The 17,022-nt window shown below is 56.0% G+C and carries 5 protein-coding genes; all 5 read right to left on the bottom strand.

The features are described 5' to 3' along the window. Positions 1-155 precede the first annotated feature (155 nt). The 5 genes from ACK6C6_RS17945 to ACK6C6_RS17925 are packed head-to-tail and all read right to left on the bottom strand — an operon-like array spanning position 156 to position 16,569. On the bottom strand, positions 156-4,661 hold the full coding sequence (locus ACK6C6_RS17945) for a hypothetical protein (protein ID WP_409268573.1): 4,506 nt from the start codon (positions 4,659-4,661) through the stop codon (positions 156-158). Positions 4,662-4,704: 43 nt separating this feature from the next. Continuing rightward, the gene (locus ACK6C6_RS17940; protein ID WP_409268572.1) at positions 4,705-5,544 is read right to left on the bottom strand and encodes a hypothetical protein; all 840 of its coding nucleotides are present in this window, start codon (positions 5,542-5,544) and stop codon (positions 4,705-4,707) included. 5 nt (positions 5,545-5,549) lie between these two features. Beyond that, entirely contained in the window at positions 5,550-10,856 is a 5,307-nt protein-coding gene (locus tag ACK6C6_RS17935) for a type IV secretion system DNA-binding domain-containing protein (protein WP_409268571.1), read from the bottom strand. Further along, the gene (locus ACK6C6_RS17930) at positions 10,853-12,481 is read right to left on the bottom strand and encodes a hypothetical protein (RefSeq protein ID WP_409268570.1); all 1,629 of its coding nucleotides are present in this window, start codon (positions 12,479-12,481) and stop codon (positions 10,853-10,855) included. Before ACK6C6_RS17930 ends, ACK6C6_RS17935 begins: the two co-directional genes overlap by 4 nt. 2 nt (positions 12,482-12,483) lie before the next feature. Then, the gene (locus tag ACK6C6_RS17925; RefSeq protein WP_409268569.1) at positions 12,484-16,569 is read right to left on the bottom strand and encodes a protein kinase domain-containing protein; all 4,086 of its coding nucleotides are present in this window, start codon (positions 16,567-16,569) and stop codon (positions 12,484-12,486) included. Positions 16,570-17,022: the final 453 nt, after the last annotated feature.

Below are 17,022 nucleotides of genomic sequence, written 5' to 3'. Positions count from 1 at the left end.
GCACTAGGTATCGTTGCCCGCTACGTTGGTTGAGCTCAGAGAGCATCAGAGGCCCAGCAACAAGAGACCCTTGACGAGTTGGCGCAAATGCCGTGCGCGATACCGACATCGTTTTATGACGAGGTCGACGTCGGTATTGCTGTCCGAAGAACGATTCAAGCCGCTACTTGTAATGCAAGCAGCTTTTGTAAAACTAGAGCCCGCTTCTCAGCTGACATTGCGTTGATGCGAGCCACAAGAGCAGAGATGTCCAGCTCATCAAGTCGTCTTTCAACTTGCTTTTTAGCGTCTGCAAGTTGTTCATACTCGAGCGCCGAAACGTAGGGAGGGCACGCTTGTAAGGTCGACAAAAGGTCGCTGCAGTCTCGCTCCGATAAGGTTGCCAGTGAGGCGAGCTGCTCTTGCAACTGAGCGACCCATGTTGCTGAATTGGCCGCCCTTGCATGCTCGAGCGTTTGAATACGTAACGTGGCCAGAGCTTCGAGCTTTGCGGCGACACGAGCGCGGTCTGCAATCGATAGTTGTGCAGGCAGCGAAGCAAATTTTGCCGGAAGCCCCTCTTGGGCAAGCTGTTCTGGCTTGTCATGCAGGACTGCTAGCTCCTCCAACGCTGCCACAGTCCAGACGCTTGAACGCTGTTTCGCAAGTCTTTCACGCGCTTCGATATAGCGCGTCACACACGTTTTTACCCATTCCTGCTCTTCATCGAGCTCGTCATCGTCGTCGGTACCTGCCGGCGTCATGACGCTAGGGGCTGACGATGCATACGCTGTTTGCAAGAGATGTGCGACGTCGTCGGCAGAGCCCGAGATGTTGTCGAACTCGGTAAGCAAGCTGACTAAGGCGGTACACGTTTCAATTCGGTGTTGGATATCCTCGGCGTCACGAGTGCCTAAGAATTGCTGACCAACGAGATTGAGCCGGTATAGCACATCACGTGCGTCCTGGGTTGTAGCAGGAACGATTCCAAAGAGCTCAACATAAATTTGTTGCCGCTCGTTGCGGAAAGCTCGTAATTTCTCCTGCTTTACTTGAACTTGTGCGATCAAGGCTTTTACATCATCAGCTTTTGTCAGCGTGCTAAGGGCCTCAGTCAGAAGGCGAACCAATGCCTGCGCTTTTTCGATCTGATCGCTCACCTCACGTAGCGGCGTTGACGCCAATGGGTCCGGTGTCCTGATCAGATCGGCGGCACTGTCTAAGGCGGACTTGTATTTGTATCGTTCCTGAACACGTGCAATCATCTCTTGCGTGTGTTGTTCGATGGCGCGTGCTTGGTCCTTGATACCCAAACCCTCTAGGGTCCGCTGTGCGCGACTCATTCCCGTTCGGAAATCCTGAATCTGCTCTGCGGCATTACACGCTTGCAAAGGAATCCAGTTCTGCATGGCGCCGCGAACCAAGTTAGCCATCTCTGCGCAGAAGCCGTTGACTTCTTCAAGCTGCTCATTAGTCCACTTACCCGACTGACCAGTCATATCTTTGCGCCGTGCTAGGTATTTGTCGGCGACGGCAAGGTATTCACGAACGTTTTTATTCCTGAGCGAGGCTTCAAGACGACGCTCAAGCTCGTCGAGTACGCTAACGTGATTGCGCAGCTGCTCATGATCTTTCTCTGCGTTTTGACGCAAAAACTTAAAATTGACTTCCAGCTGTTCAGGCAGTGGATCGTGTGAACGCATTCGTTCAGCTTCATTCCAACGCTTCACGTTGCCTTCGAAGGTCGTTTCAGCTTCCCAGTCGTTCATGAAGACCTGCCAGCGGGTCAACGCATCTTCCGTCAGAAATAGGATCGTCGTCTTGTGCAGCGCACCGTCCAACAAGAATCGGCCGTTTGTCCCATATGCAGTTTCCAGCCAGTCTTTCAGGGAAATTCCACTTTGCTGGTATCGAATCGCACGTGGCGGTACCGGCTTGCCGACGAACAGTGCCAGCAACAGGGATGCTGACGCGAGGCTGCAGCCAAATGGTGGCTTGGTTAGCATCGCAAGGTCATCGCCTAAGCTACGCTGCGGGTCTGACTTATGCGCGTCCTCCAGCTGCTGTAACACAGCGCGAATCTGCCGGTTGTCGGGAATCGGCTTCACTTGTGCCTGTGTATCGCGCGAGAGTACTCCCCAAGAGGCTCCGAGGACTGTCCGCACACGGTTCTGCAGTTTGACTGGTTGTACGTTCAACCACGACGACGACACTTCTCCGCCAAACAAAGCGCGCGAAAGTGCGGCGACGTCTGCGTTGCCGTTCCCATTGAGCGTGTTGAGTCCATCGAAGGGGAAGGGAAGGGCTTGCGCGTACACCTGTTTGAAGATTGCATTCGCTTCGGCACTGAGCCGTCCTGCGGCCACTTCGGTCCCCGCGACAAGCGATACCCGGTCTTTGATGGCGTCGCGAAGCGCTGCCCGAAGACCTTGCTTGGCCAGCTCACGTTCTTCAGGAATAAAGCGCGCGTAACGCTCTTGTTCGTTGCGATCAAAACGTTCATCCAGGACGTACAAGGTCGCTAGATATTGCTGAACCCGCGCTGATCGATCGGAAAGTAGAACCGTCCACACCGGTGCAGTCGCCACCCCCGACTTCTTCAGCTCTAGATCATAGACGCCTTGAATTTGCAGTCGTAATGCCGCTAGGTCGGCATCTGGGCTGGTCAAGCAGTATAGGATTTGGCCTTTCGCTTGGCTTGGTTTGACTGCTTGACGCCAATCGTTGAACGCATTTTGGACACCGACACCAACGCGTTGCTCATTTGTGAGCTGCGCCGTAAAACTCCACTCAAGGGTGGGAATCTCAACCTCATGTCCAAACGTGGTCGAGATATCATTAAACAGATCGTCACTCCAGGCTTTAGCGCGCGTGAGAAAGATTTCTTTGACGTCCGCTGGTTTGACATGCGCAAGCTTGGCGCGCAGGTCCTTTTGATACTGCCCGCGGGTCGCTGCGTCCGTGACGATCTCATATTGCTTGAGTTCTTTGCTCCACGCGATCACACCGAGCTCTTGTTCGAGACGCGCTAGATGCGGAAGACAGGCATCAATGGGCCGTCCAACAAACTCCGCGAGTAGGCGGTTGTAAGTATCTTGTTCGTTCGACACCACCCGCATCTTCTTGGTGGAGGCGATAGCGATGAGTAAGCCACGATCGAGTTCGTTAAGCTGAGCTTCATATTTCGCAAGCGCAGCTATAAGGTTGTCCACGGTAACGCCGCCGTGAGCACGCTCCGCCGCGAGCATCTCTGTCAGCATTTCACCGGCAAGAATTCGGCTCGCAGAAATCGTGGTCAGGTGCTGCCCATCCATGACGCCACGGTCGAGGCTGGTATCGACAGCGTTCTTGACAAAAGTAATTGCTGAGCGTGATTGAACAATGTCTTGTTGGCGTGTCAGGAACCACGTTGCCAAAGGGTGGAGCGGCCAGCAGCCACGAACGATGACACGTTCGAACTCATCTGGGTCATTCCATACCGGCAGTTGTTTAAGCCCTGGCAGCAGGGCCGCCATCATTTTATGCAGCGCTTGATGGGCCGACTGTTGTTGACCGAGTCTTGTCTCGAGAAGCGATTCGTCCTTCTTCTCGAGCAAATGCGCAATGATGGTTTCCAAGTTCGACGAGACGTAGTACTTTTTGGCGACGTCGAAGCGCGTGATGTACTTCTGGATATGCATGGCGTCCCGGTTACCCAAGCGCGCGAGATATGCCTTCAGTTCATATTGGATGAAGCCTAGGAAGTGTGCTCGAGAGGCATTGTCCTGAATCCCCTGGAAGATCTGTTGCAGCGCTGAGTCGCCTGCGAGTGCAGGGCGTTCAGCCACGTATTCCAAAAAGCGACCGAATTCGTCGAACACAACAACTAAGCGCGAAAAAGGTCCATCTTGTGCGCAATACGTCTCGCAGAACACAGTGATTAGATCTTGGATTGATTCGCGTCCGGATACCGGGATATGGGCACCGTTCGCCTCCCAATACAACGTATCAACGAGCGCGTAAGCGTCTTCGTCGCGCGCTTCGAGTAACTCAACAATATCCTGCTGTGTCCGATTCGGGAACCTGGCCATGAACTCATTGGTTCGCAGTTCGTAGTTCCGGCGTACGAAGTTCGCGGCGTCGTCAAAGCGCGGCGACAATTCACGAAGAACGCGGTCGTCAATCTGATATTCTTTGAGCGAGCGGAAGAGCGACGCACTTAATGCATTGCCAAGATTAAAATTCCCAGTGCCGTCAAGTGGAATCACAAGGGCGGGCTTCTCAATCTTCCCCAATGCTTGTCGTGCGCTGTCGGCCGCCCGAGGCTCGGCAAGCGTTAAGTTGGACAGAATTTGCTCACTTAGCGCCGAGTGAGGCTCGCGTAACAGACGCGTGAGCGCCAAGGCAAAGTGCGATTTACCCGAGCCGTAGCCCGCAATCGCGAGCGAGAATGGATTGCTATGTGCTGCGGTCTCGTCGGCAATACGAGAAAGAAGATCTGCCGCAAGCGTTGCCGTGTCGGTTAAGCGATAGATCTCATCGCCGTGCGCATCTTTGTTGACCCCATGGTAGCGTGGACCGTGAAACACGAAGCTGCGTGCCGCCTCGTCCGCACGCTTGATTTGATCATCCGCCCACAGCAACTGGACGGCTCCATCGAAGAACAAGTCCGAGCGAAACCGAATTAAATCGCCAACTTTCATGATGAGCCCTAGTGACTAATTGTTGTCTCTATAATTGTTATCTCTACAGTAGTTCGCTGTAGATCTGCGCAGCCAGTTCGTCGCTACGCTTAATTTTCATAACTAACGGCGTTCCCGTTTGTCGATCGACTCGTGTGATACCTTGTGCCGTTGTCCACGCCAAGAAATCATCGGCTGTTTGATCAGCCCAGCCACTGCCTTCAAAGAATCTAGAAACGGTCTCCAGCTCAGAAAGCGGCAACTGTTGAACGCCGGGCGCGGTCTGTTCCCAGTACGTCAGCCAGCAATAGGCATATGCCCAATAGAATTCCTGAGGCGTCGGCAGGGCGCCGCGCGAGATCACGTCCTTGTCGACTGTTAGCATGCCCGTTCGCGCCAAGCTCGCTTCCTCGCGGTAAGTCGAAAATAGGGGGCCGGGCAGGGATGAGCTGTTGCCGAGCTCTTGTATGAGAAAGCTCGTCGCTGCCTCGACGGTACTAGCGCGTCCGAGCGCCAATCGAGAGCGTCCAAAGAAAACGTGCCAGGCGCTTGCGCCTCCAAGAGGCCGTGACAGCATCAGGTGCAGAATGAGTTGAGTAAGGGGCTCATGCAGCAACGGATCTTCGACAGCAAACAGACGCCCCAACGGGGCGAGTTGAAGCGTGCACACGCCATCGCGAACGGCGGCCGTTGTCGTAATGCCCATAGCGTGCGCATATTTCAGATGCGGCAGGACCTTTCCCGAACTTTTTCCCGTGGGGATGCCTGTATCGGCGGAAATTGCGTCGATCGTGCCCTCGTAGCCGCTTTTCGCCAGTTTCAGTAGCGCCGACAGGTGTCGCCTATCCGGAAAGAATGTCTCGTGAAAGCTTGGCGGGAGACCCTGGATTGGTTGTTGCGTCATATCCGTTATCGTGCGTCGAGAGAAGTAATTTTGAGTTTCACGGGCTCTCTACGCATCGGTTTACCTTCGATGATGCGATGAGGGCCGATTGCCCAGCACTCTCCCTTATTGAGCTTACTAAGCTCCATTACCCACTCATCGCGAGAACGGCTTGTGGATAGTTCCGCCAAGATCTGTGCGAACTCTTTTAGCTCGGTGTCGACAGGTTTGAAGAACAATTTTTCAGTACACTGGAACAAGCGGCTGCGCTGCTCCTTATCGAACTGTGAGATCGTTTGCGTGGCCAGAATCATGCCAACACCGAACTTGCGGCCTTCGCGGAGGAGCTTGTCGATCGCACGGTCGCTACGGTGGTCGAGGTTTTGGACCTCGTCGAGAACCACGGGAAGGGGCGTGTCCTTGTTGCCGTTTCTCGTGGCATAGGCAAAGAAGTCCCATAACGCGAATTCCGTGATCAAGCGCTGCATATCCTTCGAGATATTCACGAGTTGCAGGATGTGCGCCGGTAGGGCCCCTTGGAAAATCTGCTTCCACCCAGAGCCTGCGTCGAGCGAGAACGGCCTTTGTTTGACGAACTCAGCAATCTTGATCGCGAGTGTTGGAGGCGCACTGCTGTCAGTCTCCAAAGCCTGTAACAGCTCTTCCAGCCCAAACTGGCTGTTCGTCGACAAACCCTGTTCGACGTGACGTGCGAGTGCGGCACGCTGCACTTCACCGATGGTGTACACCGACGAAAACACGTCGGCGACCCGGCTAGCAACGTTGTGCGACTGTTCTTGCAAGAGACCGATTCCCGGCTCTTCTCGCTCGAGGCGTTGGAATGGGTTGATCGGGAAGGGCTGTTGTACGAGTACATGCGTCTGTGGCTGTGCACGCTGGACAAACGTCTGGTCGAGCTTGCTCGGCAGGAAGCCATCGGTATAGTCAATAATGGCCGCGTGCTGGTTCTGTTTGATCATCTCAAGCAGCAAGCACTGGATAGCGTAGGTTTTACCGGAACCGGAACCACCGAAGATCAAAAGATGGCGATTCTCGAGTTCGGCGTCGCCGTATTCCCAGTGAACCTTTTGTCCGCGGTTGTCCGTGCCGAGCAGCAGACGACCAATGGATGAGCCTTCGGTGACGCCTGAGACATGCACCGAGGTAGGGGCTGTGGTCAGGGACGGCTCGACAGCGGGCTGTTGCGCCGCTGGCGCTTGGGTTGGTACTTGAACTAGCGCCTTCTCGACGGTTACCGCTTCGGTCAGCACCTCAGCAGGCTCGGTTGATTGCCCTTGGTTCGGAGTCAGGCCTGGTATGCCCATGTGCGATGACGCAGACGCGTCGGTAACGGCAGCACTACCTTCCCGCGCAATGGTCGGCTGCGTGCTAATCGACGGCGCCGGTTCGTTCGGTGTCGTCGACAGCGGGACATTGGTCACTGACACCGGCGGATGCTCAGATGAGGAGGACAACACCAATGGCGTCCCGGGAATAGCGAACGGCGCCGCGGACTGTTGGGTCAATAGTTGAATGACCTCTGTCGTGCCAAACTCTAATTGATGGACACCAAAGCCATTCGGAAGCGGGTGATCCATGGAGACGTCGACCGCCCCCATGAAAGAATTTGCCTCATGCGCTGGGACAGTTACCTTGCTTGTCCAAAAGGTCGAGGCGACGGCGCGCCAGGCGATCGTGAAATCGCCTTCAGCCATGCGGTCAAGCGCGCCGCACAGGGCGCGATAGCCATTCTGGTCGAGCATGACGACCGCACGGCTTGACAGGGCGCGATGCAGTTGGGCCCACCAATATTTGCGCTCAAAGACAGTCGATTTGATCGGTGCGCCTTGTGGCGCGAAAATCCGCACGAGCTGGCGGATTCCTGAGCTCGCTTGGGCAAACGCGGTCTCCGCATGTCCCATACTTTCGTCAGCGAACTTGGATTCGATGACTGTCGCTTCGATGTTGAGCCTACCGTCCACCACCTTGGCCGACATGAACAGCAGATCGGGAATATTCGGATCCTCGCGGTCGCGGAACCAGTGTCGGAAACTATCTAGCGGAATAAGTGCTTGCAGGATCGTGGTCGAATCTCGGCCAAGCAGTCGGCTGATCAGCGAGTAACCGACAACGTCACGGATGTATTCGTCGCGGCCGATGGCGCGCACCAACGACAAACCCGGAATCTCACAGGCGGCCTTGATGACGTTGTGTGCCGCTAGTTCCGCCTGTGCGGTCGTGAGGGCTTGTAAATGTTGCCGCAGCCGTTTGGCGATCGCTTTGGTCAGCGTCGCGAAGTCGCTCACTTCCGTTGAGATCGTCCGGTTCAACTCACCATAGTTGCCCAGGCCGCACGAGAAACCCACGATCCGTCGATCTTGGCTGACACTGCCGCTTGCGGCGGCAGCGAGCAGGTTGTTGTCGACGTGTCGATCCACGCACGAGACCCACACCGCTTTTCGATGCAGCAATTCGATCGTCTTCTTCCACGGTGTAAAGTCGATTTGGGTGACGACCGCATGCTCACTCGAGGGCGGTGTAAACGGAGATTTAAGACGTGCCGCGATCTCGGTATGTTGGCTGGCCATCTGCACCCGCCGATTACTGATCGACATTTGGCGTTGGCTCTGTGCCGAGAGTTGGCGAACCGGGCGCGGATATTCGGCAAGCGGGAACTGGCGCAGTATCGAGCCGCGTACCGCGTCGAACGGTTCGACCGGCTCGAGTTGGTCGCCATCGTGCTTATCGTCGAGGAAATGCGCGATCACGCCCAAGTCAAAGCGGAGGTCTTGCTCCGCACGAAGCATCTCTTCGAGTTCGATTGGCTTTGTCGCGTGGCGATGACCGATGTGGATCGAACACTTGCGTTGCTTGGCAAAACCACCCTCTGTCCAAGTGTTCTTCCAAGCGACTAGCATGTTGACGGCAGTGGTCGTCGCCACGCCCGTCGTGATGACTTTCACTGTGAGGTGAAATGGCGTCGATTGCTCGACGGTTTCCGTCAAATACCGCTTCAACCATCGATCGACACCGGAGAGGACGATGTCGATTTCCGCAATATTCGTGAACAGCAGACTGAGCTGGTCGTGCGAATGGCTGTGCAAGGTTTGATAGGCGCGTATCAAGTCCTCATAGATGCGCGCTCTGCCGGATGGTTGAAGCTTCTGGCTAAGGTCATCTTCATCGAACGACTCTTGTCGCATCAGACTCTGCGAGGCCACAGGCAACGCACTGCGATCGGCAACACCAATCAAGTGCGTCAGACCAAACGCTTGTGACGCGGTCGTTAGCGACAGATTAGGGTCCGCGACGAGGGCCGCGATTGGGCGGCGCAGTTCGGCAAGCTCGACCAGGCGCTGCCAACGCTGCTCAGCAGCAGGGCCGCCATTGCCGAAAAGTTCCGCCACGACCTCGCTAAAACCGTCTCTAAGGAAGACAGCGCGGGCGCTCGAGAGTTCGAGTACAAAGGGCGACATTGGCAGTGCGACTGCTGCATTCAAATAGCGCTGGGAGGGTGTATCCGTGCTCCGAACGGCCAAGAAGGCGCGGTATAGGCAGGGCAACACATAGTCTGCGCCGGCTTTACCTTCCAAGACTTGGCGAACGACATCGGAATACGCCGTGATGACGCGATGAATGTTCGCGTTGGCTGCGTAAAATCCATCGTCGAGGATGGCGTCGAGATGCTCCTTATAGCGGCTGGTCAGTGCCGTACAGCTTGAAATTAATCCCGCAAAATGGGACTGCGTCGCGACCTCGTCGAAGACGTTGGTGACACGAAAGTCATTCGTGCCAAGCATCAAGAGGCGATGCGCGTCTTGCTCATCAATTGCCGAGAACAACTCGTCAAAGCCGCCAATCTGAAACGCAGGCAAACGCGGCGCCGGCAACGTCGACAGCGAACGCAATGCCAGCTCAGCCAGTACCAAACGCAAACGCTCCGGGTGCGAGGTCGGAATTGGCCAGACGTATTGCTGTTCGAATGGATCGACGTCGACGCTCGAGTTGATCACGACCGTGAACGCGATCTTGGCTGTCGCGCGGGTCGGGCCGACGATAAGGTCATCGAATCCTTCGAGCGCCAGTGGAATGTCTTGTTGTGTGTCCGGTAAGCTTAGCTTCTCAGGAAGAACGGCGCCAACGATGCCATTGAGTAGCCGGTAGATGTCGCGCTCAGGATCATACACGTCCGCATAGTACGAGGTCAGTTTGATCGTGATGTCATCAAGATCGTTGGCTTCCACCTTATTCCCGTGCTCGTCGAGCAAACGCTGGATCGTGAGCTTGACAGCTTGGAGGAAAACGACATCACTATAGCCATGCAAGGTGGTTGCTTTAGGGGCAGCCTTGTCCTCTTTTTTTACACGTTTTTTCAACAGCGTGAGCAGCGGACGCGTGTCGAATTGTTGCAGGCGAGCGAGTGCGTCTGCATTGTTCTCACGTACAAAAACACGTACATCTTCCAGATATTCCGCTGCAGTGTCGTACGGCTGTTGTCCTTCCGTTACGGGCTCAGGCAGCGCAAATGGCGCGGTGTTTTCGTCGCCCGTTTCGGCGCTTGCAAGCTTTTTTAATGTTTTGTCGCGCTCGACTTTTGACCCGAATAACGTGTGCGTCGCGAATCGATGACCGAGTTCGATCAACTCATGGGTTTTCGCCGCATTGCGTCCCATCGGTACATTCAGTAGCGGCAGCGCCCCCCAGCTAGCAAGGCTCGCGTAACATTCGGATAGGACGTCGCGTAGTGTGTCCGGATTGCGACCCAAGATACCGTCCAAAAAGCTCGCCACGCGCAATAGGCGGCCAGCGTTGAATTTTTCGACCGTAACCAGGAAACCTTCAAGGGCATCGATCGCGGACTCGTTCTGATCGCCAAGCTGTTCAGCTAGCCGGTCCACCCACATACGGTAGCGTTGACGAAGGACGCGGCGCCACAACAAGTCTTCGCTAACCAAGTGAAAGTCTTTTAAGCTGCCTTTATCTGAGGCATGATCAAAGCCGAAGAAGACGCAATGCCCTTTGTTGCGGAACGTGGTCAGCTGATCGTCCATATCGACCCAGTTACGCTGAATTACGTCGGCCTCCTTCAGGCCTGCTTTTTCTTCGGCACTCCAGCTGTGCCACAGGCCTTTGGAGATCTTCAAGGCGCGCTCGGTTCCTGGGAACTGCGTTAGGAAAAAATTATCGAGACGCTCCAACACCGCGATCGTCTCGGCGAGCGGCAGGCTTTGTACAACAAGGGTAATCTTGTTCCCGTGTGCGGCTGGGGCTGCCAACACGTCGGCACACTCGCCGATCAAATATTGTGATAATTCTTCAACAAACAGGTTCACTTTTTGCCCTCGTAAGGATTCAGTACCAGCGCCACAGCATCCGACAACGGGATCAGGTAGCCGCCGCGACGCAGCTCTTCCTCGAACCAGGACGAATCGATGCCAAAAGCGTCGGATGCGTGCTGCGTCCGGGAGCTCGCTAGCGCGAGCTGGATCATGTCCTGGTTAATCGCCAAACCGTAGTGGGCGTAGATCCGATCATAGAATTTGTCGAGTTGGATTCTGGTCCCTGGCGGTATGAGGGCCGCGACCAACAAGCGCACGATGGGCGGCGGGAGCGTCATGCGCATCCCTGGCCCATTCCGAGGCACGACGACGCCGACTTGCTTGCCAATTTTGCGGAACAAGCGTAGGACGTTGTCATCTCCGCCATTGAGCCATTTTTCGCGGGCCTCAGTGGCTGCTGGCTCAACGCCATCGTCATAGTCTTCGTAGACGCGCAGCGACTCGTAAAGCAAATTCTCGATCTCGACATAGGCGTTGACCGCGATTTTCTTTGTGTTGTCGCTGGCTTGTTCCCCTGAGGGGCTGACGATCCAGGCATAGTTCCCAACGAATCGCTCGGTGGCGGCCGAATGAGCGACGCGTGCGCTTTGGAAGCACAAGGTCCGCATGACGTGCAGAACGCACAGATCTCTTAGTAAGGAAATCTTTTGTAAGCCGCTACGCTCGGCGCGGCAAATATTGTCGATCTCCCAGGCGAACAACGATGCTTCTGTCGCGGTGTTCGTCGGAACCCATCCTAGATCTGCTGTGTCGCTCCTGCCTTCACTTTCAACCCCGGCTTCTTCGAACGTTTCGCGGATGAACTCACCCAAAGGACCAATCGCCTGATCGCTTTCGTGCAGTACCTGCTTTAAGCCTGCCTGCAAGCGGGAGCGCAGTGTGCTGAGATCGGTGACGCTGTGGAGATGGCCGTAGGTATTGCACTCCTCCGGCGGGAACAAGGCATGGAATCCCTGGCCCTTGTAACCGTTAAACAGGCTGGTGAGTTGTAGGTAGAGTAGCTCTCCACCGCGCGCCATGTAGCTATGCGCGCTGGTGTTGAAGTAAGGCCCTCTGAGGGCTTCATCCCAAGTCATATTGGGTTCTCTGGCCGCCCCCTGCGCACCACCGTGCTCCCACAGGATTTCACGTGCCAACAAGGTCTCGGAAGCCGGCAAGAAGGTATGGGCGGTCCATGTACGGTCGCCCGCGACCCCAACAAAGCCTGAGAAGACCCCTTGAATTAACCGAACAGCGTCGTTGCGGCTAATTTTTGACCCCGGATTGATGCGCTGTTCTAATGCGCCGACACCTGCCTTGAAGGAATCGATATGGCTTCGATGGCGGGTTTCGAGCTTTGATGCACCCAAAAAAGAGAACAATTTCAGCGCCAGGCGATAGCGCGGGTGATAGGACAGTTTGCTTGGCGTCGACCCATACACAGGGAACATGTATGCGTTCGCCTTGTCGTCGTCCTTCGTGGACGCGAACACTAACAGGAATTCGGCGAGGTACTCAACCGGTGTCTGGTCTTTGAAGAACCGGCGGCCAAAGACTTGAATGGCCGGGTTGACGTCTTCTCTCGCGACCGTCTGGAGTGCCGACGTTGCCTTTAGTCCGGAGTCGGGGAAGCGCGCCATGGTCAATAAATCTCCATATTGGATCGATCAATCGCGATACGAAACACGTTCTGTTCGCCGGTAATGCCGATACTTAGCAGGCGAAGGTCATCCTCAGGGAGCCGCTTTCGGGCAACGAGCTGGGAACAAAACAGATCAAGTTGATTAATGTGAATCGGGTCGAGTTCCTGCCCGAAATCGCCCTTGCTGCGATGGCTAACAAAGTCGAGTAAGGGCAAGGGCAGTCGCATGAACACCTCGCCGTTGGCCGGCGCGTACACCAGGCGCGGCATTTTTTCGGAGTCGTCGAATTCAAGACGGAAGTCGTTTTCATCGTATTCACCGATGACGACCTGTACAGGCTGGGTTGTCTCCATGTCGTCGCGACGTAGGGTGATATACAACTTGTCCTTGATGCTCGCCGTTCGTACGGCGCCAATGCAATGCTCACTCAGCACTGACAATAGCTGGCGTACCAGTGCGCGCCGTTCGGTCGCGGACATTTTTTGTAGGCCGTGAATACGCCATTTTTCCCACGCTTCCAAAGCAGCCGAGCCGCTGAAGTCCTCGGTAAAACTATTCCACCACTGGTTGTCGAGCCGGCTACCGAACATGAAGGTGAGGCGACGAATCGCACTACGGGCCATGCCGCCATGGGCGCCGTCCGCCGATTTACTTTGCCAATACCGCAGCGTCGGCTGCACTACATCCGGTACCGGGGCAAAACTGTTTAGCGGATCCTGTTGAAGCTTGAGCTCGACGGCCGGACGCGTGCGTTCCGATGTGACATGGGCTTGCAACTGTTCGACGCAATACAGGCTGGTGGTCTGCAGGCTGGGTTTGCGGTCCGAGAAGCCAAAAAAGAGTTCGCTGAACAGGTGCTGACGTAAGGCGAGATCAGCGCCGTGTTGATCAATCTTGGCGGCCACCGCTGCACATCCGGTGCCGCCCGTAATGCTGTAGGCGAGGTGAGCGGTCATCTGCCGCATGGTTAACCGTCGCTCGTAGGCGGTGAGTAAGCGATACATCGATGACACGCGCTCTTTCAGCTGAGGGGCTTGCTGGATCGCGCTGACGTTTTGGCGGATGGGACACATTGCTTGCAAGCCGCAGCCGCCACATGCCTGCCAAGACGGATGACTAGAAATCTTCGTCAACACATTGACCGCCGTCTCGACGTTATCAAGCTTGCTCAAGTTCGCGATATAAATCGGCTTGTCGAAATCGTCAATGCGATGGGCCGTATCGTTGAGCGTTCCGACGATGGGCCGGTCGAGCAGATTCAACACCTCCTGCTCGATGCGACCCACATCCTGGCCCATCCTGCTCAAAGTATTGAGCAGTGGTCCAGTATTGCTCACGATCAGCCAGCTTCCACTGCCAACCGCCAGGGCCTCCTTAAACTTGGATAGACGGCTGTCGGCGGTATGCTCGCTCATGTCCTTCAGGATCGAGATGCGCACACCGTTGACGGTCTCGACCTCATGAGGATCCGGTGGGGTTAGGAGCGTATCTTCCGGCGTCATCTGACGCAGTTGCTTAAGCACTTCCAATGCCACGGTCGACTTACCGTCGCCAGCGTGGCCCGACAGGACGACGACGACCTCTTGGCCACTCGTCAGACGCTGGTGGATGTCCGCCGCCATTCGCGTCGGTTCATAAATGCTCGCGAAGTACTTGTTCGTGGCCTGGTACTCGGCGAGTGCATTCGCATTGCCCGCGCTGACGTTGTGCAGCGTGTTCAGATAATCCACGAACGGGTTGGCGAGGTAGGCGGCGTTCTCTTCCGCTTCTGCCTGTGGTGGTTCGTCCCTCTGCGAAATCGCTTCTGATGCCGACTGTGGATCCTCGTCATCTTGTGCATCCGGCGTTATCGCGCTTGCGGTTGCGGGGGCGCCTAAGGCATCGTCGAGGGCCTCAAGCATTGCGTCCGCATCCTTGTATTGCCCGCCTTCCGCCGCCGTTGCACCGGCCAGCCAGGCAAGCACTCGTGCGCCTTGCGGCTCGTCGCTGCTGTGAAGTGCAAGGCGGTCATCGTCAGGTTCGGTATTGCCCCGCAGCCACTGCTCCAAGGTCCTCGCAACCGCATAGAGATCACCTTGTGGGCAGGCGTTCATATCGCCTCGGGAAACCAACGCAGGGTGAACATAGCCCGGCGTGCCGCGCAGACTGATCACGCCCGGAGACGATGCGCAACCGAAGTCGATGATGCCGACTGCGTTACTTCGCATATCGACAAAGATGTTATTGGGCGTGAGGTCATTATGAATGACTGCTTGCGTGTCTATATCGCGCGTGCCGTGCAGCACCGCCAATGCGGACAGCAACACGCGCGCGACGCTCAGGAACTGGGGCATGGATGGCCGCGTTCCGGCTTTGATCAGCTGTTGAACGGACTGGCCTGATACCAAGTCGGTAGCAAGGCACCAACGATGTCCCGCCACCTCCGAGAAGTGTCGTACCCGCGGAAAGAACACAGGCAAATCCAGGCGGTCGACAAGGCGCAACATGTCGCGCTCTTGCAAGGCTTGGTCGCGTGCGACGTGGGCCTTGAATACCTTATGGATGAAGAGTTCGCCATGGTTATCAACCAGAAGCACCTGTGCCGTCGCACCTTCGGCAAGTGGTTTGATACTGGTATAGGCCGGCGCATCCGATATCTCTTCGACCACATGCCCGGTCCTGTCGGGCGAGGTATCGAGTAGGCCAGCAATGGTCGCAACGACATCGCCTGCGTTGGGCCTTGCCGGCGCCGCCGCGGCCAACATGTTCTGGACCAGTTCGCACAAGCGCCCGTGCTTTTCTGCTCCGCCCGGTGAATTTTGGAGGACCTGCGTTAACTCATGTTCAAGGTCGATTTTACTGGATATGTCCTTGCCGACCAGGGCACGGAAAAACACCGCGCCGAGTGAATAAACATCCGATTTGAAGTCCGCTTGGCCCAACAAGAGCTCGGGGGCCGTGAAGGCCGCGGAGAGATGATCTTCATAGTTGGCTCCCAGCACGGTCAAGTTGGCGCCGGGATCGAAGGTCAAATCAAAATCGGTCAGCTGGGCGTGGCCGTCGGCTCCGATGAGAATGCTGCGAGGTTGAACATTGCGGTGGATGAGGCTCGCTGTCGACTCATGCACACAGTCCAAGGCCCGCGCAATATCGCTGACGATTGCGGCGGCGCGTCGCCAGTCGAGACGGGCATTTTCAGCTAGTACATCATCGAGCGAACGGGTATCCGTCCAGTCTGACACCTCGACGATGAGCTTGCGTTCGTTCGGGTGGGCGGCGACTGGGCGAATGCAAGGATGGTGGGGCAGTGCCGCCGCCGCCTTCAAACTGCGAATCTGGGTCTCCGCAATGGCAGCGTCCGTACTCAATTTGCCAAAAACGCGCAAGCGGTAGAGACGATTGTCAATGTTGGGGTTACGCTCGGCAATGTAGGTAATGTAGTTCGGCGCCGACCCACGGTCTTCTTTGATGCGGTAGCCAGGGATTTGGTCCTCGTAGCTGACACCGACCGATTGTTTATCTTTGTTGAGCTGCTCCACCAGACGACGGAATTGATAGTCGTTGAGCACTCGCTCAGGCTGCTCTTGAGGATTCAAGCGTCGCTTGAGGTACTGCGCCAGCTCCTCGACTCCGTCCAGTGTAATCAGCCCATCGTTCACATTCGCGTGGCGCGCCGATGACGTGCCGTCGACGCGAGCGTTCGTATTCGTCAGGGCAACGACGGACTGGACGAAGGGCAGCTTGTGCTCGGCGACGCCACTCAGCGCGTGCTGCACGTAGCTCTTGAAGACCTTGCACTTGCGGTTGTTGACGATATGCGGGCTATCGATGACGGCGCTGCCGCGGCGCCACTTTGGTTCTTGCACGGTGATCGCGCCAAACCAGTCCTTAAGCTCGACAACCGCGATAAACGACCTGGTGACGACGATTGCGTCGCACTCGACATACGAAGCTTTTGACGTATCGTACAGCTCGATATTGGGGTAAATAACAATGTCAGTCGTCTTCGGCAAAGCGTGCTCGAGGAACTCGAACACTTTCCGCTCGGTGTCGTGCTGACAGTGGCTGAAATCTTGGATCACGAGGATGGCTCCGTTACCGCTCATTGGCGCCGCGTGCTAGCGAAACCGCTTGCATTGGGCTGGGCATGGATGAGTTTAGGAACAACGTTTTTAAAGGTTTAAGAAGAGAACTGTTGCTGCGTCGGACCGCCGCGACGTTCGCAAACGCATATGTCTCACGTGCTTCGTCGGAATGATTCGTTACTGGCATGACGCGCTGAACAAATCGCTGAGCTGTTGTTGCTGATGAGTGAGTGCATTTAGTCGCGCATTGTTGTGCAGGAAGCCGACGCGGCGGGGTAGGGCAGCGTGCAAGCAATGTTGATTTGCTCGTCGGCGATGAGGCGAGGGCACACTGCCCATCAGCGCGAAAGAGGCGATTACGGTGCAAGCTATTGATCCGCCCGCTTGTAAGCTGATCAATGGAGGGGAGGCTGTCGCGATCGACCCCATTCCCAAACGCCCTCTTCATCTGATAAGAACCTTGATTGTTAAAAC

The organism is Massilia sp. BHUDP2 (assembly GCF_046236355.1).
Taxonomy (GTDB): domain Bacteria; phylum Pseudomonadota; class Gammaproteobacteria; order Burkholderiales; family Burkholderiaceae_D; genus Telluria; species Telluria varians.
The sequence above is the reverse complement of the archived record's forward strand: the minus strand, read 5'-3'. Positions and strand labels throughout refer to the sequence as shown.